The following is a 21289-nucleotide window of genomic DNA, read 5'->3' as shown; positions in this document are numbered from 1 at the left end:
CAGCAGATATAACTCTTTGATTTTTATAAACAGCGAAGCGGCATGAGAGTTGCAGGCAGGAGGTATCGGCAAAAAGGAGAAGATGCGATGCGTTTATTTAACCAACTGGCGAGCCTTGAAGAACAGAATCAGGCCTTTGCCCTACTGCAGATCATTGAGTGTCGCGGCTCTACGCTGCGACACTCGGCATGGATGACCGTTACCGAGCAGGGCGAGACGGCGGGCACTATCGGCGGCGGTATGCTGGAACGACTGGCTATTGACGCGGCGCGGGAAGCGATCGCGCAGGGCGCGTCCCGGCTATTCGAGGCGCGGCTAACACGTCAGGGAGAAAATGCGGTAGGTTCAGACTGCGGCGGCGCGATGACTATCCATATTGCGGTTTACCCTCGCCGACCGGCGCTTTTTCTGCTGGGCGCGGGCCATGTTAATCGCGAAGTCGCCAGGTTGGCCGCTGGGCTTGGTTTTATCGTTACGCTGGCGGATACCTGGCCCGCTAATTTGCAGCATCCGGAGCTGCCCGCAGCCTGCCGCCGCATTGATGGCGCTGATTATGCCGCCATCGTGCCGCAGTTGGGCCTTGATGAGCACAGCTATGTGATTATCGCCACCAACCACGAGGATCGCGAAGCACTGGAACAGGTTATCCATTTGCCGTTCCGCTATCTGGGACTGTTAGCCAGTACACGCAAAGCCCACCACTTCCGTAACCTGCTGCGTAAAGAGCATGGTTTTAGCGAAGAAGACCTGGCGCGCCTGCATGCTCCGCTGGGGCTGAAAATAGGCGCAGAAACGCCGATGGAGATTGCCGTCAGTATTATCGCCGAGCTGATTCAGCTTTACCGCACCGGCCAAGTTACCCCGGCTGCGCGGCCGCAGGAGCCGGCGTCAGCCACCAAACTGACACCGGTCGACCAGTCGGTCACGCTTAGCCGCTGATGAGGGTTCCGGTTAACCCGGCAATCCCCTCTTTAGCGCGCTCCAGCAGAGTGATTAAGGTTTTTCTGCCGGGGCGCGAGGCAGCAAACGTCACGGCAGCCTCAACTTTTGGCAGCATCGAGCCCGGCGCAAACTGCCCTTCCGCCATATATTTTTCTGCCTCTGCCACCGTTATATGATCCAGACCGCGCTCTTGTGGCGTATTAAAGTTGATCGCGACTTTTTCTACCGCCGTTAAGATGATCAGCATATCGGCATCCAGATCGCGCGCTAAAATTGCGCTGGCCCGATCTTTATCAATCACCGCGCTTACGCCCTTCAGCACGCTATCTTCCGCCACCACCGGGATGCCACCGCCGCCAATGGTCACCGGCACCACGCCTGCCGCCAGCAACGCCTTGATCGCCTCGATTTCAACGATCTCTTTCGGCTCCGGCGAGGCAACCACCCGTCGCCAACCACGGCCGGCATCCTGTTTAACTGCAATACCCTGCGCGGCCAGCGAGTCGGCATTTGCCTGAGTTAAAAAGCTTCCGATCGGCTTATCCGGCTTAAGGAAGGCGGGATCGTCAGCATCAACGCGTACCTGGGTGATCAACGAGGCCACGCATTTATGAATACCGCGTCTGAGCAGCATTTCCCGTATCGCATTTTGCAGATCATAACCGATATAGCCCTGACTTAACGCCACGCATACCGACATCGGTAGCACCGGCGAATGCGTTGGGGTATGCGCCGCCGCTTCAAAGGCCTGATGGATCATCCCCACCTGTGGCCCGTTGCCGTGCGTGATCGCTAACTCGTGCCCCTCTTCAATCAGGTCGACAATCGCTGATGCCGTGGTATGAACCGCCTTCATCTGTTCCGCCAGGCCTTTGCCTAAGGCATTGCCGCCAAGCGCCAGCACAATTCTCTGCTTCATTTACCGCCTCCCTGATGTTTTGAGAAAAAGGGTTTTCGATGGATAAAACGCCCGCGCCCGGCTTTGCCGCAAAATATCCCGTCCCGCCAGAGGATTTCGCCTCTTGAAATGGTCATCACCGGCCAGCCGTGACATTCAAAACCCTCCCAGGGCGAATAATCGACGTTATCGTGTAAATCGGCATGGCGGATCACCTGACGCCGCTGCGGATCAAACAACACCAGATCGGCATCGCTGCCGGGCAGCAGGCTGCCTTTATTCGGCCACAGGCCAAACAATCGCGCCGGATTTGCGCTGGTCAGCGCAACAAAGCGGGAGGCGCTGATGCGCCCTTTCGCCACCCCTTCAGAGAACAGCAGCGCCAGGCGGTTTTCCACCCCTGGCAGGCCGTTCGGGCAGCGGGTAAAATCATCAGCAGCCCGGGAAAGCCGCAGGGAATAAGGGAAGGTGCAATGGTCGGTCGCCAGCGTATCAATGCTGCCATCATTGATGCCGCTCCACAGGCTGTCCAGCTCCTGTCGCGGTCGTAGCGGCGGGCTAAGAATATATTTCAATGCGTCCTGGCGTTGATAATGTCCGATATCCAGCAGCAGATATTGCGGGCAGGTTTCCACCCATACCGGCTGATGGCGCGCTTTCGCCAGCTTGATATATTCCATTCCCACGCCATTGGAAAGATGCACAATATACAGCGGCGCATTGCCGGCCAACTGGGCCAGATGCAAGCTGCGCGCTATCGCCTCCGCCTCGCAGGCCGCAGGACGGCTTAAGGCGTGCCAGATCGGCGCTCGCTTATTTTCCGCCAGAAACCGGCGACGGTTGTGAGCGATGACCGCGTCATTTTCCGCATGCACCGTCGCCAGCGCGCCGACCGCTTTTAGCCGCTCCAGCAAACGCAATATGTCGCCGTCATGCAGGTGATATTGATAGGTTAGATAAAATTTAAAGCTGCTGATGCCTTCCATATGCACCATGGAATAGAGCTCATCGAGTATCGCCTCATCAACATGCTGGATAACGCCGTGAAAGCTGTAGTCAATTACCGCCTGGCCGCGCGCATCACGATGATATTTTTCCAGCTGATGATGCAGATTACAGCCGGCGGGGCCGAACCCCATATGGTCGATAATGGTGGTAGTGCCGCCACAGGCCGCCGCGCGCGTGCCGCTGTAAAAATCATCACAGCTGACGGCGGCGCCGGTATCAATATTGAAATGGGTATGAACATCAATGCCGCCGGGCAGCACCAGCAGGCCGCTGGCATCAATCACCCGATCGGCGACGGCAGCGTCAATACAGGCGGCAGTTTTGACTATCTTTTCACGCTCGATCAGCACGTCGCCCCTGAACTCTCGCGTATCGTCAACCAGCGTCCCACCTTTAATCAGTGTTAACATGATACGACTCCCGGAGCGCCCATGCGGGCGCTCCTTAGCGGCTTAACGATCGGTTTGTTGCAGCCATGCCAGCGGGATCGCCGCATACATCGCCGCACAGGTTACCAGGTGTGATTTCCAGGTTTTCTCATTAGGCGCATGAGCCTCAGGCTCTTTCCCCGGGCCAAAGCCAATCACCGGAATGCCGTGACGGCCCATAATCGACACCCCGTTAGTGGAGAAGGTCCATTTATCTACCGTCGGCGGCTGCTTAAACAGTCCCTGATAAGCAGTGGTTAAGGCGCGCACCGTAAAGTGATCTTCCGGCACTTTCCAGGTAGGGAAATAACATTCGGTTGGATAGGTTAACCCGGTCCAGGAGGGGCGGTCGTATTCATAGAGCGAGACCTTCGCCTGCGCTTTTTGCACCGCCGGTAAGGCGCGGATCTCTTCCAGCGCGCCTTCCCAGCTTTCGCCCTAGGTAAGCCGGCGGTCAATGGAAACGGCGCAGCTATCCGCCACGGCGCAGCGGCTGGGCGAGGTAAAGAAAATTTCCGACACCGTCAGGGTACCCTTACCTAAAAACTCATCGTTGCCCAGCCTGCCGGCCAGCGACTGTAGATCCAGCAGTATCGGCGCCATTTTGAAAATGGCATTATCGCCGCGCTCCGGCGCTGAGCCATGGCAGCTGATCCCTTCGACCTCGACGCGGATTTCCATTCTGCCGCGATGACCACGGTAAATACGGCAGTCGGTCGGTTCTGTACTCACCACAAATTCCGGTCGAATATTTGATTATTCAATAAGGTATTGCCAGCAGAGTCCGTCGCAGTCCTCCTCCTGGACAGTACCGGTCACCAGTAGCTGATACTCATCTTCCAGTCCCAGATCCTTAATAATTTTGCCGGCGTAAACCATCGAGGCCATGCCGCCTTCCTGATCGGATGTGCCGCGGCCGCCAATGACCTCATCATCTTCCATGCCGAGATAGGGATCGAACGTCCAGTTATTGATGTTGCCGACGCCGACCGTATCGATATGGGCATCCATTGCCAACAGGCGCGGGCCATGACCGATATAGCCCAACACGTTGCCCATGGGATCGATTTCAACCTTATCGAACCCCACTTTTTCCATCTCCTGTTTAATACGGTGCGCCACACGTTTTTCATCGCAGCTTTCACTGGGGATCGCCACCATATCGCGTAAAAATCGCGTCATTTCCGGTTGATAACGTTGCGCCAGCTCTATTATTTCGCTGAAGGGAATTGGTTTAGCCATAGCTGTAATCCTTGGTTAATGATGTGATATTCCGTCTTTACCTTCCCAGACCACTTCGCGGTAGTGCTGAGGATCCGTATCGCCTTCGGTACTGATAATTAAGACGCGGGAGTCTGACGTAAGGCGGAGCCGCTGCATAAGCTGATGACGCTGCGGGTGATGAACAATCGCCGCCAGCACGCCCATGCCTGGCGCGCCTGATTCACCGGAAACTATCGCCCTATCGCCTTTCAGGGGATTGCCTAATACCCGCATTCCCAGAGCCGCCACGCGATCTTCACAAGAGATAAAGTGATGTACGTTATTACGCAGCAACGGCCAGCCCAACGGATTAGGTTCGCCACAGGCCAGGCCAGCCATAATGGTGTTCAGTTCGCCGCCAACGTTAACTATCTCTCCCTGAACGCCTGAACGGTAAAGGCAGTCGGCACGCTCTGGCTCCACCAGTACCGCGCGCAGGCTGCCGGGTCCGTAATGGTCGACCAGGTAGCCTAATACTCCTGCCGCCATTGCGCCCACGCCGGCCTGCAACAGAACGTGCGTCGGCGGCGCTGCGCCAAGCTCATCCAGCTGTTCCACCGCCTCATCGGCCAGCGTGGCGTAGCCCTGCATAATCCAGGTGGGGATCTCTTCATAGCCTTCCCAGGCGGTGTCCTGCACCATATGCCAGCCCTTCTGTCGGGCATGGCGCAGCGTCAGACGCACGGTATCGTCGTAGTTCATATCCGTAACGATGCACTCGGCGCCAAGATCGGTAATATGCTTCACGCGCGCCGCTGAAGAACCTTTCGGCATATAGATAACTGCATGCTGGCCCAGCGCCTTTGCCGCCCATGCCACCCCCCTGCCGTGATTACCGTCAGTGGTGGTAGCTAACGTTAGCGGCGGACGCTGCTGCTGGCGAAAGGCAGCAAAAGAGAAGGTGGCGATATCCAGCTGCCAGATTTTGCACAGCAGCTGCGCCACCGCCCAGGTGCCGCCCAACATTTTGAAAGCGTTAAGGTTAAACCGTTGAGATTCATCCTTGACCAATACCTTATCGACCCCTAACGCGCGGGCAAAATTATCCAGCGAGTGGAGCGGCGTTGGCTGATAGCCGTTGAGCGTGCGGTGGAAGCGCCGCGCCTGCCTGGCGGCATCGGCATTGAAAACAGGATCGCGCTGAGGCTGCAGATGCGCGTTGTCCGCTATCTGCATACGTAATTCGAACTGGGACATAGCGTTTCCTCAAGTCAAAGCAGAGCAAACCAGCGACGGTTTGCGTTGATGCGCAAACCGCGCGGGCTGCCGTTTTATTTACAGATACGAGGCACGGCAGCCTCAAGACGGTTCGCCAGCACATCAGCTGGATGGGCAAACTTACGCGCCAGAATCATGGCGGCGATGATCAGCGGCTTCCAGCTCGCCTCTTTGTAGGTTGGGATGCGGTAACGCTCAAAAACGCTGGCCTCGACCTCGCCGCGCTCGCAGGAGACGCCAGTAATATCCGCCGGCAGGCAGTGCATATAAAGCGCGCTGCCGTTGCGGGTCAGCGCCATCATCTCTTCACTGCAGTGCCAGTTCTGATAGCGGGCATTTTCCGCCAGACAGGTTTTTTCCAGCGCTTTCAGACCAGCCTGATCCTGATTACGCAGCAGTTTGGTACGCTGCTGCATGATCTGCCACGGCGCCCAGGATTTCGGGTAGACAATATCGGCATCCTTAAACGCCTCTTCCATTGATGAAACCTGCCGGAAGCTACCGCCGGAGGCCAGGGCATTGTTAGCCGCGACATTGAGCACTTCAGGCAACAGGCCATAACCTTCCGGATGCGCCAGCGTCACTTCCATGCCGAAACGGGTCATCAGGCCGATAATCCCCTGCGGCACCGAAAGAGGTTTGCCGTAGCTTGGCGAATAGGCCCAGGTCATGGCGATTTTTTTTCCTTTCAGCTGCTCCAGCGAGCCGAAATGCTCTTTCAGCCATGCCAAATCCGCCATCGCCTGCGTGGGGTGATCGATATCGCACTGCAGGTTAATGACCGCCGGACGCTGCGGCAGCACCCCGGCCTGATGTCCTTCATCAAGCGCAGCGCCCACTTCCCGCATATAGGCGTTGCCCGCGCCCAGATACATATCGTCGCGGATGCCGATCGCTTCCGCACAGAAGGCGATCATATTGGCCGTTTCGCGTACGGTTTCTCCATGGGCAATTTGTGATTTCCCTTCATCCAAATCCTGCTGCGCCAGGCCCAGTAAATTAAGCGCCGAGGCATAAGAGAAACGCGTGCGCGTAGAGTTATCGCGGAACAGAGAAATACCCAGCCCGTTATTAAAAACACGGGTATCAATATTTGCGGCGCGCATCCGTTTTAACGCCTCGGCCAGGTAAAGTACCTGCTCCAGCTCGTCGCGCGTTTGTTCCCAACTCAGTAAAAAATCTTTTTTATGCAAAGAAGACTTTTTCTCCCGGCTCAGCTTAATCAGTCGTTTTATTTCATCCATTATTTGCACACCTTTTCGTGTTAAATCCCAGAACAGAAGTTGTCTGTTGATAAAAGGAAATACATTCTGGGATGGAACAAACAAGTTTTGTGCCAGGTTTCGCCCGGCCATAAAGAGTGTGCTTTTAATCATGTTTTTCCGGGCTAATTTGGCGCTACTCTGGTTGACGAAGGAAAAATAAATAGGATGAACTCCGTTTAGCTGAGGGATCAAAATGAGAAAAAACGCGCCCGTTATCAAATTGAGAGATGCGCCAGATGATAACGCTATTCACCCGCAACCGGCATTGCCGACCGCGTTCAGTAATACCAGTGACGGTATTTCCACCCTAATGAAGATTCAAAAAACGGTGCAGCACTTTGCCGCCCTGTTAGCCAATGTGCTGCATCTGGAAGTTGAGATTGTTGACAATGCGCTGCGCCGTATTGCCGGCACTGGGCCTTACAGCCAGCGGCTGGGTCAGGTTCCCGCCAGCAATACGCTGCTGTTATCTGAAGTTATCGAGCGGCAACGGGAGGTGGTCATTTTTGATTCTCAGCGCAATTCGCTATGCCAGGCCTGTACCCAGCGGGAAAGCTGTAAAGAGCGTGGTTTTGTGGGCGTTCCGGTTATTTATAAACAGCATTGCCTGGGGGTGATCAGTCTGGTGGCCATGAATAACGAGCAGCTGCATCATTTGCGCGCGCATACCACCATGTTTATCGAATATATTCGCCATATTTCCACTCTGCTGGCGGATAATATTACTGAGCTGCAACAAAAAGAGAGCCGCATCGATCCATTACTGACATTTATGGCTCAGCAGACGGAACAGGGCGTTATTTTGTTTGATGCGCAGCGACGTATTATCTTTATTAATAACGTTGCTCGCCAGCAGCTCAATATTAGCGAGCCGCCGCCCACGCCGGCAGTTATCTCGCCCTTATTAAATAAAGAACGTGCTGAACAGGATATTACTCTTAGCCTGAATGATCATTGCTGGCGTTTGTACGGCCGCTGGCAAGAGAGCGATAATGGCGTATTGCTGGTGCTGTTCCGTAGCCTGCAGCCTATCAATGACCGGCGCGAACCGGAAACGCCGGAGATAAAAAACCTGACCGGCAATTCATGCGTCATGCGCAACCTGAAGGCGTTAATTAACCGCATTGCGCCCAGCCCCTCCAGCGTAATGATTATCGGAGAGAGCGGCACCGGGAAAGAGGTGGTCGCCCATGCCATTCATCGCTTAAGCCCAAGATATGAAAAAGCCTTTATTGCGATTAATTGCGCGGCGATTCCGGAAAACCTGTTGGAAAGCGAGCTGTTCGGTTATGCCAGAGGAGCCTTCACCGGGGCCGCGCCCGGCGGGAAAAAAGGGTTAATCCAGCTGGCGAGCGGCGGCACGCTTTTTCTGGATGAGATTGGCGATATGCCGCTGACGTTACAGGCCCGGTTACTGCGGGCCATTGAAAGCCGGGAAGTGATGCCGATAGGCGCCAGTCAGCCTGTTCAGGTCGATATTCGTATTATCTCCGCTACCCATCAAAACCTGCAGGAAAAGATTAGCCTGGGGCTTTTTCGCGAAGATCTCTATTATCGTCTCAATGTGGTGCCGCTTCATCTTCCACCGCTGCGGAAGCGGGAAAACGATCTGGTTCTGCTGCTGAATCATTTCCTTGTCCTGCATGCGGAAAGAATCGGCCGGCCGGTAAGCGGGGTCAGCCCTGAAGTGCTGCGTTTGTTAAGCGCCTATCCATGGCCCGGCAACGTCAGAGAGCTCAGCAACCTGGTGGAATATCTGGTGAATATCGTGCCCGAAGGAGAAGTGATTGACAGCTCACTGCTGCCGCCGGTTTATCATCTGCGCGCTTACCCGAGTGAGATGCCTGACGCGTCGGAAAAAATCGTGGCGACATCAGCTACCTTTCCTGCCACATCAGCAGAAAACGATGCGGTATCCAATCTGAAAAAAGTGGAAAAGAGCTTAATTGAGGAGGCGCTACAGCGCGTTCATAATAAAAAGCAGATCGCCGATGAGCTGGGAATCGGCGTGGCGACGCTTTACCGTAAAATTAAAAAGTATGGTCTGACATAAGCGGGATGCCGAACAACTGTTGATACTGGGCTGGCGTATCCAGATCCCAGTGAATGCAGGGAGTAGCAACCGATACAGGCTGCCGCCCTCGCGCTTTAACCAGGGCTTTCAGATTCGCTTCGTTATTTGCCTGCAAAATAACCTCGCGCATATCGGCGGGCAGCAGCACGGGATGCCCGCAGCCGCCATCATATTCCGGTACCAGACAGCAGTTGAGATAACGATGCCGCCAAAGCGCGGCATAAATTTCCCCGCTCAGCAGCGGCATATCGCCCGGCACCACAAAAAAATCGCCTGGCGCAAGCCGCTTCGCGCCACAGCGAACGGAAGAAAACATCCCCTGAAGATAGTTCTCGTTATGGCACAGCGTAATCGCGGCGCGTCCCGCATAGCGCCGCTGTAACCGCGCTCCCTGATAGCCGGTGACAAGTAACACCCGATCGCAAAATGACAGCGCATTCTCCAGGGCGCTATCCAGAATGGTGGTATCGCCCCAGGGCAACATCATCTTCCATTCGCCCATACGCGAAGAGAGCCCGGCGGCCAGCACCAGGCACTGTTTTTTCGCGCCTGCGTTGCGGGCCATTATGTTTCTTCCAGTACCGCTTTTATCGATTTGATAATCGGACGATAACCGGTACAGCGACACAGGTTACCTTCCAGCGCATCGTAAATCTGCCGGTCGCTGGGACGAGGCGTGGCGTCCAGCAGCGCTTTGGCGCTCATTAAAAATCCGGGAGTGCAAAAGCCGCACTGCACGCCGCCGTGACGTACGAAAGCGGACTGCAGCCGCTGGCCGATTTTGTCATGACGAAGCGCCTCCACCGTAGTGATCTGCGCACCGTCACACTGTGCCGCCAGCAACAGACAAGAGCACACCGCCTTTCCTTCGAGGATCACCGTACAGGCCCCGCATTCACCAACGGAACATCCCTCTTTCGTCCCGGTAAGCTGAAGATCTTCCCGCAAAAAATCAATTAACCGGCGATTGTCGTCTACTTCACGCCGTACACAAATACCGTTTACTTTCAGTTCGATTACCTTCATCGCTCACCTCACCTTATTGTTGTTGCGCGGTCAGCGCCTCTTCCAGCATTTGACGCAACATCTCAACGCCAACGGGCACCTTGTAAGCGGCGGACCAGCGCGTGCCGATCGCTTGGTTGAGCATGTCGTGCATGACCGATGCCCCTTCTTCGATCAGCTGGGCATCGAGACGACGGCCCGTCAGGCATTTTTCCAGCCTGATCAGGCGCTGCGGTTTGCTGAACATCGCCCCGTCAACCAGGCGACAGCGGATCAGGTTTTTGGCGTTATCGATAACAAACTGTCCAGTCAGGCTCTGACGCGTAATATTTAACGCGTTACGACGACCTAATTGCAGATAACGCTGTTGCAAGCGTTCATATTCTGGCGGCGGCGGCAGGATCACGGCGGTTAATAATTCATCTGGTTGCAGCAAAGTACGGTAGCCTGCGGTAATAAAATCGCCAAGCGGAACCCGGCGGATACCGCGCCGGCGGCTTTGCAGCTCAACGTCGGCATCGTAGATAATCAATGGCGGCACCGAATCGGCACAGGGTGCGGCGTTGGCGATATTTCCGCCCAGCGTCGCCCGATTGCGCAACTGTAGCGAACCGATAGTGTTGCAGGCGGTGACCAACAATGGATATTTTTTCTGCACCCACGGGGAAGCGGTCAAATCGCTAAAGCAGACGCCCGCGCCAATCGCCACGCCCCCATCGGCAGTTTCCTCCAGCATTTTAAGCGCTTGCACGCCTGAAATATCCACCAGCTTTAGCGGATCGTTGCTCAGGCGCGCCTGCACCAGCACATCCGTTCCGCCGGCAACCGGGCGCGCGTGGCCCTCGGCCAGATAATCAAGCGCTTCATCCAGCGTTTTCGCGCGCTGCAGTTGCAGGGTATTGATACGCAGCACCTGTTTTTTCTCGCCCGACGACACCATCAATTCACTCTGACGCTCCGGCTTTTTCAGCGCATAGCCCAGCTTCACCTGCTCCAGCGTCAGGGGCAGCGTGTAGTTGCGTTGACCCATAGCGAAGCTGACGGCATTATTCAGCGCCGCCGCCCCCAGTTCCAGCACCGGTTCGCCCAGCACCTTCGCGCCATAAGGCCCAGCGTTATCGTGGTTTTCGACGGCGATAATATCGATCTCCGGCATATCTTTGATGGTGGGCAGCAGGTAGGTATCAAAGTTTTCCGATTTCACGTCGCCCTGTTCAATATTGAAATCTTCCAGCATGCCGTACCCGACCATCCCCTGCGCGATGCCGCCGCACACCTGTCCCTCAAAGCCCACTTTATTAATGACTTTGCCGACATCATGAACCGCCGTGGCGCGTACGATCTCAATTTTCCCGGTGCGCGTATCCAGCGTTATATCTGCTACCTGACAGCCATACACCCACGTGAAATAAGGGTTGCCGGTGCCTTTTTCTTCATCCCAGTGAATAGGCGGCGCGACATGCCAGCCGTAAGCGGAAAGGTTGGCTCCGGTGGCTTTGGTGAGATTCACCACCTCGGTAAACAGCAGCCGGTTGTAGGGATGATGGCGATTGAAAACCCGGCCATTTTCCCAGACCAGATCCTTATCATCCTGAATACTCAACCGCTCAGCGATGGCGTTTGCCATACGCTGTTTGATTTTGTCTGCCGCGTTCAGCACCGCCTGGCCGCCCATCAGCGTACCGCGGGAGGCGACGGTAGAGCCGCCATCAGCGATCATCGCCGTGGCAGGCTCGCTGAAGCTTACGCTCTCCAGCGGAACGCCAAAGGCTTCGGCGGCGATCAGCGACATGGTGGTTTGTAATCCCTGGCCGTTTTCTGAAACGGAGGTAGAGATATTGATGCTGCCATCGGCGTTTACCTGAATCAGCGCGGACGAAGCATCCAGCCCTTCCGCCCCCAGCGAACAGCCACGGTGGCTTAGCGCCAGCCCGATGCCATATTTTATTGGCCCGCCGGCTGCGTTCAGCGCGGCGTAATGGCGGCGCTTATCCTCAAAATCCGTTTTATCGATCGCCTTTTGCAACACTTCGCTGGCGGAAACCGTGTGGCCGGAAAGCACCTGCCCGGCCATACTGGTATCCCCCTGTCGCAGAATATTACGCAGGCGCAACTCAACCGGCGACAGCCCCATCGCCTGAGCCACTTCATCCATTAAAGATTCGTTGGCGAAAATCACCTGCGGCGCGCCGAAGCCGCGGTAGGCGGAGGTGTAGTTATTGTTGGTATACACCCCGGTGACATCGATACGCACGTTAGGAATGTTATAGGGGCCCGCCGCCTGCACTGAGCTGCGCCAGGTGACGAATACGGTCTGCCCGGCATAGCTGCCACCATCCGCCAGCACATCGATTTTAATCGCCTGAATTCGCGCATCGTCATCAAGACCAATTTTATATTTCATGGTGTAAGGATGGCGTTTATAGCTTTCCCGCATCGATTGTTCGCGGTTATAGGTCATTTTCACCGGACGGGAAGTGAGCCATGTCAGCAGCGCCGCGCGGCAGGCGAGATGATCGATAATATCGTCCTTGCCGCCAAAAGAGCCGCCCAGCACCGAGCGCTTAACATTTACCTTTGCATGGGGCAGCCCCAAATATTTCGCGACGAAGCCGCGCACGCGATGGGCATTTTGTATCGATCCATAAAGGGTGATGATTTGTTCATTATCGTCATAGCAGGTGGTAATAGATTCCGGCTCTATATAAGCGTGCTCCTGAAAACCCACCTGATACTCGCGCTCAAATATATGCGTTGAGGTGGCGAACCCGGCGTCAATATCCCCTTTCAGGGTGAAATGATGATTAATAATATTACTGTCGCTGTCGGGGTGAATTAAACGGGCGCCGGGCTGAAGCGCTTCCTGCGGGGAAGTCACCGGCATGCAGGGCTTATAGGCTATTTTTATTTTTTCCGCCGCCAGGCAGGCGGCCTCATAGGTTTCTGCCGCCACCACCGCCACCACATCGCCGCGAAACGCAATGTCCCGCTCCACGATAGGCGGATAATCGGGCGTCACCACGCCAATCTTTTTTTCGCCGGGGATATCGTCCCAGGTCGCGATTCTCACCACGCCAGGCACGCTCCGGGCCTCAGAGAGATCCAGCGAGGTAATCTGCCCGGCAGGAATATCCGCATAGCGACAAACGCCATACAGCATATTTTTCATTACCAGATCGTCGCCATAAACCGCCAGCCCTTTTACTTTGGCGGCGCCATCCGTTCGCGGCACTTCACTTCCCACAATTGTTGTTTCCATTAGCGCGTTATCTCCCTGGTGCAAATACCAGATTGCTCACTTTCTTTCAGGTATCAGCAAGGGATGTGCCAGAAATTAATAAGTCAGATGAGAAGCAAAAGAGTTGTGATGTAAACCAATAAAATTGGGCAATTACCCGCCCACATTGTTTTTGATTGTCACTGCTAACGGCGTGCGCGCTTTTTCACTGTGACGCAATTTTATCAAAGTGAGAACGCGAAATGAGAAGTGAACAATATCCATTTGTCGCCTGCGCGCTAAAGCGGGGAAATTGTTTGAGATGCGCCACAAAGTTAAGGTAAATCTGCATGCGGAGAAAGAGTGCGTACGTTTATTGCATCTCTCTGGCGTGAGAGTAATGGCGAAAATAATAATAAGGGACGTAAATGAATAAATTTATTGTTGCCGATCCCCGCGAATGTATCGGTTGTCACGCCTGCGAAGTTGCCTGTGTCGTGGCGCATAATCATCATCTCTGGCCAGAGGAACGTTCGGCATTTATACCGCGTATTCAGGTTGCGTTTCAGGGAGCAAGCAGCGTCGCCGTAACCTGTCGTCATTGTAATGACGCGCCCTGTGTGACGAGCTGTCCCGTGGACGCGCTGCAATTTGGCGATGGAGAGATAAAGCTGGTTGAGCAGCGCTGCATCGGCTGTAAAAATTGCCTGGTCGCCTGCCCCTTCGGCGCGATTAAGATGGTCTCCCGGCCAGATCGGACGGCTGCCGCCCAGAAATGCGATCTCTGCGGCCATCAGGCCGCTCCAGCCTGTGTGGCCAACTGCCCTACCCAGGCTTTGCATCTGCTGGATGGCCCAACGCTGGCGGCGCTGCGGCATCAGCGGCAACGCCGCACCGTCTGCGGCGATGATCAACCCAACACCGCGCCCGGCTTAGCCGCACGCCTGCTGGATAAACCCGCTCGCCAGGGCGCGTTAAAAATCGATGCGGCGCAACGCAAGACGCATTTTCAGGAGATCTACCGGGGGCTGGAAGCAGAGCGCGCTGGCGCGGAAAGCCGCCGCTGCCTTTACTGCGCGCAGAAAGCCTGGTGTAACTGGACCTGCCCGTTACATAACGCCATTCCCGATTTTATTCGCCTGGTCGATCAGGGCGATATTCTTGCGGCGGCAGAGCTATGCCACCAAACCAGCACCCTGCCGGAAATCTGCGGGCGGGTTTGCCCACAGGATCGCCTTTGCGAAGGAGCATGTACGTTAAAAAGCCGCAGCGGCGCGGTAACCATCGGCAACCTGGAGCGCTATATCACCGACACCGCCTTTGAAATGGGCTGGCGGCCAGCCATCGGCGCGGTCACGCCGCGCGCTGAAAAAGTCGCTATTATCGGCGCCGGTCCGGCCGGATTAGGCTGCGCCGATATTCTGGCGCGCGCCGGTATTCAGGCGGAGGTGTTCGATCGCCATCCGGAAATCGGCGGGCTGCTGACCTTTGGCATTCCGCCGTTCAAGCTGGACAAAGCGCTGATGGCGCACCGCCGCGATATCTTCAGCACGATGGGCATCCGGTTTCATCTTAACTGCGAAATCGGCCGCGACGTTCTGTTCAGCGAGCTGATGGTCCACTATGACGCCGTCTTCCTGGCTACCGGCACCTACGGCTTCTTGCAGGCTGGCCTGGCACATGAAGATGCGCCCGGCGTGGTGCAGGCGCTGCCGTTTCTGATCGCCAGCACCCGTGAGGTAAAGGGGCTGGATGAGGACCGCCGCTATCCCTGGATTAATGTGCGAGGCAAAAATGTAGTGGTACTGGGCGGCGGCGATACCGCGATGGATTGCCTGCGCACGGCTATCCGACGCGAAGCGGCCAGCGTTACCTGCGCCTATCGGCGCGATGAGGCCAGCATGCCTGGCTCCAAAAAAGAGGTGTTGAACGCGCGCGAAGAGGGCGTGGAATTTTTATTTAACGTTCAGCCTCAGCATATTCAGCGCGATCGTAAGGGGCGGGTCAACGGCATCAGGCTGATACGCACGCAGCCAGGCGAGCCCGGCCCTGACGGCCGCAGAAGGCCGCAGCCGGTAAAAGGTTCTGAGTTTGTGCAGCCGGCTGATGTGCTGATTATGGCCCTGGGGTTTCGGCCGCACGCGATGCCCTGGTTGGATCGGTACGCGATAAAACGGGATGAGTGGGGATTAATTAAAACCGGCGGCAGCGCAAGGCTTGCCACGCGAACCAGCCAGCGCAAAGTTTTTGCCGGCGGGGATGCGGTGCACGGCGCCGATCTGGTAGTTACCGCGATGGCGGCGGGCCGTCAGGCGGCGCGCGATATCTTAACCATGCTGGATCAGCAGCCAACGAAGCTTAAAGCGATGCAGGAGGCACTATGACCGACTTTATTCTTGTTGATGCGCAACGATGCATCGCCTGCCGGACCTGTGAAATTGCCTGCGCTCAGGCGCATTTACCACAGGGCAGCGTTAACCAGACGGCCTTTTTTCCGCGGCTTAATGTGTATAAATCAAGCCTGGCCAGCGCGCCGGCAATCTGCCATCAGTGTGAAAATGCGCCCTGCGTCAGCGCCTGTCCAACCGGGGCGCTGAGTCTGGATAAACATCGGGTGCGGTCTGATTCAGCGCGCTGTATTGGCTGCAAGAACTGTATTGTCGCCTGCCCTTTCGGTTGTATTTCGATTGAAGCGTCAGCGAATGCCGACAGCGCCGAAATCATCAAATGCGATCTGTGCGCCGCGCGTGAAGCGGGCCCGGCCTGCGTGGAAGTGTGCCCCACCTTTGCACTAAAGCTGTTGCGGGCGGATGAGCTGACCGCGTTAAAGGATAAACGGGCGAAAGAGACCGGGCAGGCTGCGTTTCTGCTTCATCTGTAACGTTAACGGCAGCTGAAGTGGGCCTCCTTATTGCCGCGCCCCGTAAGGCGCGGCCTTAGCGTTATTTCAAATTATCTTTGAAGAATGCAGTCAGTTTGGCAAAAGGAATCAGGTCGGTGCGATCATAGAGATCCACATGACCGGCGCCCGGCACGATATAAAGCTCTTTCGGCTGTCCGGCACGCTTCCAGGCATCTTCGCTGAACTCTTTCGAATGCGCTTGATCGCCGGTGATAAACAGCACAGGACGCGGTGAAATGGTCTCGATATCGTTAAACGGATAGAAATTCATAAACTTCACGTTGCTGGTCAGGGTCGGATGCGTGGTCAGCTGTGACGTGGTACCTTGCGGCGTGAATTCACCGCGCGGCGTGCGATAGAAGTCATAAAACTCTTTCTCAATCGGCGAGGAGTTTTCATCGATTTTATGCACGGTGCCGCTGGTGTATTTCTTCTCGCCGCCGGTAAATTCCGTATAACGCTGCTCTGCCGCGTCGGCAATGATCTGCTTACGCTGCGCCAGGGTTAAGGAGTGATGTAGCGCATTGCGATTAGCGGAGCCCATGTCATACATGCTGACGGTTGCGATCGCCTTCATACGTGGATCGATTTTCGCCGCGCTGATCACAAAGCTGCCACTGCCGCAGATGCCCAGCACGCCGATACGATTGTGATCGATCCAGGGACGCGTGCCGAGGTAATCCACCGCGGCACTAAAGTCTTCCGCATAGATATCCGGCGAGACGGCGTTACGCGGCTGTCCTTCGCTTTCGCCCCAGAAAGAGAGATCGATAGCCAACGTGACAAACCCCTGCTCCGCCAGCTTCTGGGCATACAGGTTTGAGCTTTGCTCTTTTACCGCGCCCATAGGATGCCCCACGATAATCGCTGGGTTTTTACTGTTCTGATTCATCTCTTTCGGCATAAACAGATTGCCGGTGACATTCATCTGGTACTGGTTTTTAAAGGTCACTTTTTGACGGATAACCTTATCGCTTTGGTAAAAATTATCTGCTCCGTTCGACATATCGGCTCCTGTTGCAGCAAACGAGCTGATTAACAGCCCTAACAGCATGGTAAATATCTTCATGTAAAAGCCCTCAGTGGGTTGAGTGGGTATCTTTACGCGACGTCAATAAAGTCAGAGCGGCAGCGATAACCAACAGCAGGCCGCTAATAATAAAAGTGCTTTGGTAACCGCTGTGGTCAAAGGCAAAGCCGCCAACGGTAGAGCCAAGGGCGATAGAAAGCTGTACCACCGCCACCATCAGCCCGCCGCCCGCCTCGGCATCATCCGGCAACGTTCTGGCAACCCAGGTCCACCAACCGGTTGGCGCAGCGGTAGCGATCAGCCCCCACAAACCGAGCAGCGGAGCGACAATCCAGACGCGATGGCCAAAAAACATCAGCAGTGCGGCAATCACCGCCATCAGGAGAGGAATGGCGATCAGCGTGCGGTAAAAGCCCCGGTTTAAAAATGCGCCGATAGCCAGCGTGCCAATAAATCCCATCACGCCAATGGTGAGTAGGATCAAAGAGAGTGTGGTGACATCAACCTGCGTGACCGTTTCAAGGAACGGACGCACATAGGTAAACAGTGAAAACTGCCCCATAAAAAACAGGCCGCAGGACGCCAACCCCACCGTTACCAGCGGATTAGCAAACAGACGAAAAACCGTGCCGCTGGATTTATCGCGACTTTCGCTCTTCATCGCCGGCAGGCTGAAGCATTGCCAGATAAAGGCGATGGCCGCGACTGGAACCAGGCAAAAAAAAGCGCCGCGCCAGCCGATAACCGCGCTCAAATAGCTACCAAGCGGAGCGGCGATCACGGTCGCCAGCGCATTACCGCCATTAAATATCGCCAGCGCGCGCGGTACCTGGCGCGACGGCACCAGACGAATCGCCGTAGCGGCAGAGAGCGACCAGAAGCCGCCAATAGCCACGCCGATTAGCGCGCGGCCAGCCATATAGGTGAGATAACTGGAGGCAAGCGCGATAACTGCGCCGGAAATCGCCATCAGCGCGGTCATCGCCAGCAGCAACACCTTGCGGTTCAGGTTGCCGGCCAGGGTTGAGATAAACAGGCTGGTTAATACCGCCAGCGCACCGGAAATCGCGATGCCCTGGCCCGCCTGGCCTTCGCTTATTGCCAAATCTTTTGCTATCGGCGTAAGCAGGCTAACCGGCATAAATTCTGATGCCACCAGTGCAAAGACGCATAGCGTCATGGCCAATACGCCTCCCCAGTACGCACGTTCTTTGTAACGTGTCGGGTCTTTTGTCAGGGTGGACATAAATAACAACCTCCGCATATCGTCCCGGCGGATTACAGGCAAGCCGGGGTCGGACCTTATTCATGGGAATAACGTCAATAAATGAATGATTAAGAAATAGCTGTGGCGAAATAACATCGCCGTTTGATGATTGACTGATGAAAATTTTACACGTCTGAGATAGGCTGACTAGCTAATGAATACTTAATGAGCTTATAAGTATAGCTTATTAATGAGCTACCAGGAGGCAGGATGAAGCGTAACCTTAACGATCTACTTTATTTTGTCACGGTAGCGCGCGAGGGCAGTTTCACGCGGGCCGCGGCGCATCTGGGCGTCACGCAGCCCGCCCTCAGCCAGGCGATCTCCGCACTGGAAGAACGCATGCAAATTCGCCTGCTGACGCGTACTACGCGCAGCGTATCGCCAACGGTTGCCGGAGAGCGTCTGTTAGAGACCGTCGGCAATTATATTGACGGGATAGAAGCGGAGCTGGATATGTTGACCGCGCTGCGCGACAAACCCGCAGGCACGGTGCGTATTACCTGCGGCCCGAATGTGCTGCATACGACACTGCTGCCCAAGCTGATACCACTGCTGCGCGAGTATCCGGATATTCATATTGAATTCGATGCCAATCATGGTTTTCGCGATATCGTAGCCGATCGTTTCGATGCAGGTGTACGGCTGGGGGATACCATTGATAAGGATATGATCGCCGTGCCCATCGGCCCCAGATTACGGATGGCGGCGGTGGCCTCGCCGGACTATTTTGCGCGTTACCCTGTTCCTGCAACGCCGCATGATCTCACCCAGCACCGGTGCATTAATCAGCGAATGATCCGATCGGGCGGGATCTATGTGTGGGATTTTGATCAGGATGGCGGTGACCTGAACGTGCGCGTCAGCGGACAGCTTACCTTCAACACCTCGGAACATATTGTTCAGGCGGCGCTGGCAGGAATGGGCATCGCCTTTTTGCCGGAGGAGGAGTTCGGCGAGCATATTAAGGAAGGAAGGTTGATTCGTGTGCTGGAGCCCTGGTGTCGGCCTTTTCCCGGCTATTACCTCTATTATCCCAGCCGTAAACAACCTTCACCGGCCTTTTCGCTGGTGGTAGAGGCGCTACGGGTCAGGAAAAGATAGCCGCGTCCGGCGGCCTGGAATAACCATCAGCCGCCGGGGTTTATATAGATAGAAGTCAGCGGCTGGTTACAACGCCTCTGGCAGACTAATTATCCATAGCTCGTTTTCGTTTTCCGGCTTATCCAACGGCCGCACAGCGATTTTAGTTTTCACTGCTTCGCCGTTGACCAGCAGATGCCCTTTACCGTCGGTGGTGTAATCATCCATTTTATCTTTGCCGGATACCGCATCGGTCAGCTCAGCGCGTATCCCAAAGTCGTTATCATTGATCACCGCCAGAGTTTTATTATCGATCAGCGCCAGGCCTTCGACTTTCTCCTGATGCCAGCCCAGCGCACGCAGATCGACCACCAGCTGTTTACTGGCAAGGACAACACCGCGCGACTTTAGCGCCGCCTCGTCATTAAGTTCCGGCGGCTGCTTGTCGAGCGGCGTCAGATCGCTGGCCTGGCTGAGATCGACCAGATAGATGCGGTTACGCATATTTTTATCTTTATCAGCGCCCTGCTCAATCAGCAGTAAGCGCTGATTATCCAGCGCGACGATATCGCCTACTTTCGCATCCTTCGCTTTTTTATAGGCATCGATATCAATGGGATAGCCATAGCTGGCGGTTTTGCCCGTTGCCGGATCGAAACTGACCAGACGGGTAAAGCGGGCGCTGTTTTTGCTTTTGCCGTCGATATCCAGCGTACTTTGCACCGCAGCGATAATCCGGCCATCCGGCATGCGCGTTAGTCCTTCAAAACCACGGTTAGGCTGGCGCCACTTCACGATATTCGGTAGCCCCCCGGCGATGCCCTGCTCGCCAGCCTCCGCCTGCGGGCCATACTTTTGCAGAATTTTGCCGTCGGCGCTGATATGGGCGATAAACGGACCGTACTCATCACAGATCCAGTAGCCGCCGTTGCCATCCGAGGTAATGCCTTCCGTATCCAGCCCGCGCTTATCACTGCCAAGCAGCTGTAAAGATTCGTTAAGCGCCGCTTCATTAGTCGCACCGATAAAACCTTCCGGCAACGGCAGGCCGCTGATGTTGCCCTGTTCGTCATGTAGCGGATGCGCATCTATGGCATTAGCCTTGCCGCTGCCCACCCGGATGGTCATCAGCAAGGGCGTATAGTTCGGGCTGACAAAAATTTTGGACTCGCGTTTGCCGGTTTTAGGCGCATCAGCATTCGGACCGCGATCGGTCAGGGTAGCGAACAGCAGATCGCCGCCCTCTTTACGCAGAAAATGCAGGCCCGAGCCGACACCCACCGGCAGACCGTTGGGGAACTCGCTGACTGACGCGCGCCGCAAAGCTACGCGGTCGCCCTGAGGAAAGGCCACCACGTAGCGTTCAATTTGCGGCTGCACCGCGCTGGCATAGAGCGGGAAAAGAGAAACGCATAAGGCAAGAGATTTACTTTTCATCAGCTTACATCCGTAACAGGAAAGAGCCTGTTATAAGAGTAATTGATGAAGGATTTATGACAAGGCCGGGTCGGCTGGCCAGCAGGCCATTGCCTGTTCCGCTACCGCTTCCAGTAATTCACGTTTCGCCCCGGCTTTGGCCTGTACCGCGATTCCCTGGGTAACGGTTATCATAAAGGCCGCAAGCACATCTGGTTGCGCGCTTTCAGAAAGATCGCCCTCGTTTTTCGCCTGTTGAAAACGCGCGGGCAT

16 protein-coding genes and 1 pseudogene are annotated in these 21289 nt (G+C 55.6%); 5 read left to right on the top strand and 12 right to left on the bottom strand.

The genetic code is table 11. The annotated features are described in order from the left end of the window. The first annotated feature begins 87 nt into the window (after positions 1-87). Positions 88-939 (top strand): XdhC family protein, encoded by an 852-nt coding sequence (locus K6958_RS05355; RefSeq protein WP_249893691.1) that lies wholly within the window; start codon positions 88-90, stop codon positions 937-939. On the opposite strand, the gene arcC is transcribed toward K6958_RS05355, so the two are convergent. The 5 genes and pseudogenes from arcC to ygeW form a co-directional block, all read right to left on the bottom strand. Further along, a complete protein-coding gene (gene arcC, locus K6958_RS05350; RefSeq protein WP_249893690.1) occupies positions 929-1861 on the bottom strand; it encodes a carbamate kinase in 933 nt (310 codons plus the stop codon). The two genes, K6958_RS05355 and arcC, sit on opposite strands and share 11 nt — an antisense overlap. Further along, the gene (gene hydA, locus K6958_RS05345) at positions 1858-3258 is read right to left on the bottom strand and encodes a dihydropyrimidinase (protein ID WP_249893689.1); all 1401 of its coding nucleotides are present in this window, start codon (positions 3256-3258) and stop codon (positions 1858-1860) included. Before hydA ends, arcC begins: the two co-directional genes overlap by 4 nt. 42 nt (positions 3259-3300) lie before the next feature. Beyond that, positions 3301-4518: pseudogene (locus K6958_RS05340) on the bottom strand (YgeY family selenium metabolism-linked hydrolase). Between the two features lie 15 nt (positions 4519-4533). Continuing rightward, positions 4534-5736 (bottom strand): diaminopropionate ammonia-lyase, encoded by a 1203-nt coding sequence (gene dpaL / locus K6958_RS05335; RefSeq protein WP_249893688.1) that lies wholly within the window; start codon positions 5734-5736, stop codon positions 4534-4536. A 74-nt stretch (positions 5737-5810) separates the two neighbouring features. Then, positions 5811-7001, bottom strand: coding sequence for a knotted carbamoyltransferase YgeW (gene ygeW / locus K6958_RS05330; protein ID WP_249893687.1), 1191 nt, complete (start codon positions 6999-7001; stop codon positions 5811-5813). 331 nt (positions 7002-7332) lie between these two features. On the opposite strand from ygeW, the gene K6958_RS05325 reads away from it, so the two are divergent. Further along, the gene (locus K6958_RS05325; RefSeq protein ID WP_249893686.1) at positions 7333-9075 is read left to right on the top strand and encodes a sigma 54-interacting transcriptional regulator; all 1743 of its coding nucleotides are present in this window, start codon (positions 7333-7335) and stop codon (positions 9073-9075) included. On the opposite strand, the gene K6958_RS05320 is transcribed toward K6958_RS05325, so the two are convergent. From K6958_RS05320 to K6958_RS05310, 3 genes are read right to left on the bottom strand one after another with little or no spacing between them, the layout of a single operon-like run. Next, positions 9053-9661: a nucleotidyltransferase family protein gene (locus K6958_RS05320; protein WP_249893685.1), complete on the bottom strand. Its 609-nt coding sequence runs from the start codon at positions 9659-9661 to the stop codon at positions 9053-9055. The genes K6958_RS05325 and K6958_RS05320 overlap by 23 nt on opposite strands. Beyond that, positions 9661-10122: a (2Fe-2S)-binding protein gene (locus K6958_RS05315; RefSeq protein ID WP_249893684.1), complete on the bottom strand. Its 462-nt coding sequence runs from the start codon at positions 10120-10122 to the stop codon at positions 9661-9663. Before K6958_RS05315 ends, K6958_RS05320 begins: the two co-directional genes overlap by 1 nt. Before the next feature lie 13 nt (positions 10123-10135). Further along, positions 10136-13360 carry a molybdopterin cofactor-binding domain-containing protein gene (locus K6958_RS05310; RefSeq protein ID WP_249893683.1) on the bottom strand — a complete coding sequence of 1075 codons (3225 nt, stop codon included), beginning with the start codon at positions 13358-13360 and terminating at the stop codon, positions 10136-10138. Between the two features lie 386 nt (positions 13361-13746). On the opposite strand from K6958_RS05310, the gene K6958_RS05305 reads away from it, so the two are divergent. Together K6958_RS05305 and K6958_RS05300 are read left to right on the top strand one after the other, a co-directional pair. Beyond that, a complete protein-coding gene (locus K6958_RS05305) occupies positions 13747-15702 on the top strand; it encodes an FAD-dependent oxidoreductase (protein ID WP_249893682.1) in 1956 nt (651 codons plus the stop codon). After that, positions 15699-16199 (top strand): 4Fe-4S dicluster domain-containing protein, encoded by a 501-nt coding sequence (locus tag K6958_RS05300; RefSeq protein WP_249893681.1) that lies wholly within the window; start codon positions 15699-15701, stop codon positions 16197-16199. The genes K6958_RS05305 and K6958_RS05300 overlap by 4 nt, the downstream gene beginning before the upstream one ends. Before the next feature lie 61 nt (positions 16200-16260). Here the strand turns inward: K6958_RS05300 and K6958_RS05295 are convergent, their stop codons facing one another. Both K6958_RS05295 and K6958_RS05290 read right to left on the bottom strand, forming a co-directional pair. After that, positions 16261-17289, bottom strand: coding sequence for an alpha/beta hydrolase (locus K6958_RS05295; protein ID WP_249893680.1), 1029 nt, complete (start codon positions 17287-17289; stop codon positions 16261-16263). A 10-nt stretch (positions 17290-17299) separates the two neighbouring features. Next, positions 17300-18496 carry an MFS transporter gene (locus K6958_RS05290; RefSeq protein ID WP_249893679.1) on the bottom strand — a complete coding sequence of 399 codons (1197 nt, stop codon included), beginning with the start codon at positions 18494-18496 and terminating at the stop codon, positions 17300-17302. Positions 18497-18727: 231 nt separating this feature from the next. On the opposite strand from K6958_RS05290, the gene K6958_RS05285 reads away from it, so the two are divergent. Beyond that, on the top strand, positions 18728-19621 hold the full coding sequence (locus K6958_RS05285) for a LysR family transcriptional regulator (protein WP_249893678.1): 894 nt from the start codon (positions 18728-18730) through the stop codon (positions 19619-19621). Between the two features lie 66 nt (positions 19622-19687). Here K6958_RS05285 and K6958_RS05280 read toward each other — a convergent pair whose 3' ends face one another. Next, on the bottom strand, positions 19688-21037 hold the full coding sequence (locus tag K6958_RS05280) for an esterase-like activity of phytase family protein (RefSeq protein ID WP_249893677.1): 1350 nt from the start codon (positions 21035-21037) through the stop codon (positions 19688-19690). A 54-nt stretch (positions 21038-21091) separates the two neighbouring features. Then, positions 21092-21289 carry a hypothetical protein gene (locus tag K6958_RS05275; RefSeq protein WP_249893676.1) on the bottom strand — a complete coding sequence of 66 codons (198 nt, stop codon included), beginning with the start codon at positions 21287-21289 and terminating at the stop codon, positions 21092-21094.

Origin of the sequence: Mixta hanseatica (genome assembly GCF_023517775.1) — a bacterium.
GTDB classification, from domain to species: domain Bacteria; phylum Pseudomonadota; class Gammaproteobacteria; order Enterobacterales; family Enterobacteriaceae; genus Mixta; species Mixta hanseatica.
The sequence above is the reverse complement of the archived record's forward strand: the minus strand, read 5'-3'. Positions and strand labels throughout refer to the sequence as shown.

Coding starts and splice junctions, on each gene's coding strand:
- K6958_RS05355 (WP_249893691.1), top strand. CDS start 88: ATGCGTTTATTTAACCAACTGGCGAGCCTTGAAGAACAGAATCAGGCC.
- arcC (WP_249893690.1), bottom strand. CDS start 1,861: ATGAAGCAGAGAATTGTGCTGGCGCTTGGCGGCAATGCCTTAGGCAAA.
- hydA (WP_249893689.1), bottom strand. CDS start 3,258: ATGTTAACACTGATTAAAGGTGGGACGCTGGTTGACGATACGCGAGAG.
- dpaL (WP_249893688.1), bottom strand. CDS start 5,736: ATGTCCCAGTTCGAATTACGTATGCAGATAGCGGACAACGCGCATCTG.
- ygeW (WP_249893687.1), bottom strand. CDS start 7,001: ATGGATGAAATAAAACGACTGATTAAGCTGAGCCGGGAGAAAAAGTCT.
- K6958_RS05325 (WP_249893686.1), top strand. CDS start 7,333: ATGAAGATTCAAAAAACGGTGCAGCACTTTGCCGCCCTGTTAGCCAAT.
- K6958_RS05320 (WP_249893685.1), bottom strand. CDS start 9,661: ATGGCCCGCAACGCAGGCGCGAAAAAACAGTGCCTGGTGCTGGCCGCC.
- K6958_RS05315 (WP_249893684.1), bottom strand. CDS start 10,122: ATGAAGGTAATCGAACTGAAAGTAAACGGTATTTGTGTACGGCGTGAA.
- K6958_RS05310 (WP_249893683.1), bottom strand. CDS start 13,360: ATGGAAACAACAATTGTGGGAAGTGAAGTGCCGCGAACGGATGGCGCC.
- K6958_RS05305 (WP_249893682.1), top strand. CDS start 13,747: ATGAATAAATTTATTGTTGCCGATCCCCGCGAATGTATCGGTTGTCAC.
- K6958_RS05300 (WP_249893681.1), top strand. CDS start 15,699: ATGACCGACTTTATTCTTGTTGATGCGCAACGATGCATCGCCTGCCGG.
- K6958_RS05295 (WP_249893680.1), bottom strand. CDS start 17,289: ATGAAGATATTTACCATGCTGTTAGGGCTGTTAATCAGCTCGTTTGCT.
- K6958_RS05290 (WP_249893679.1), bottom strand. CDS start 18,496: ATGTCCACCCTGACAAAAGACCCGACACGTTACAAAGAACGTGCGTAC.
- K6958_RS05285 (WP_249893678.1), top strand. CDS start 18,728: ATGAAGCGTAACCTTAACGATCTACTTTATTTTGTCACGGTAGCGCGC.
- K6958_RS05280 (WP_249893677.1), bottom strand. CDS start 21,037: ATGAAAAGTAAATCTCTTGCCTTATGCGTTTCTCTTTTCCCGCTCTAT.
- K6958_RS05275 (WP_249893676.1), bottom strand. CDS start 21,289: ATGCCCGCGCGTTTTCAACAGGCGAAAAACGAGGGCGATCTTTCTGAA.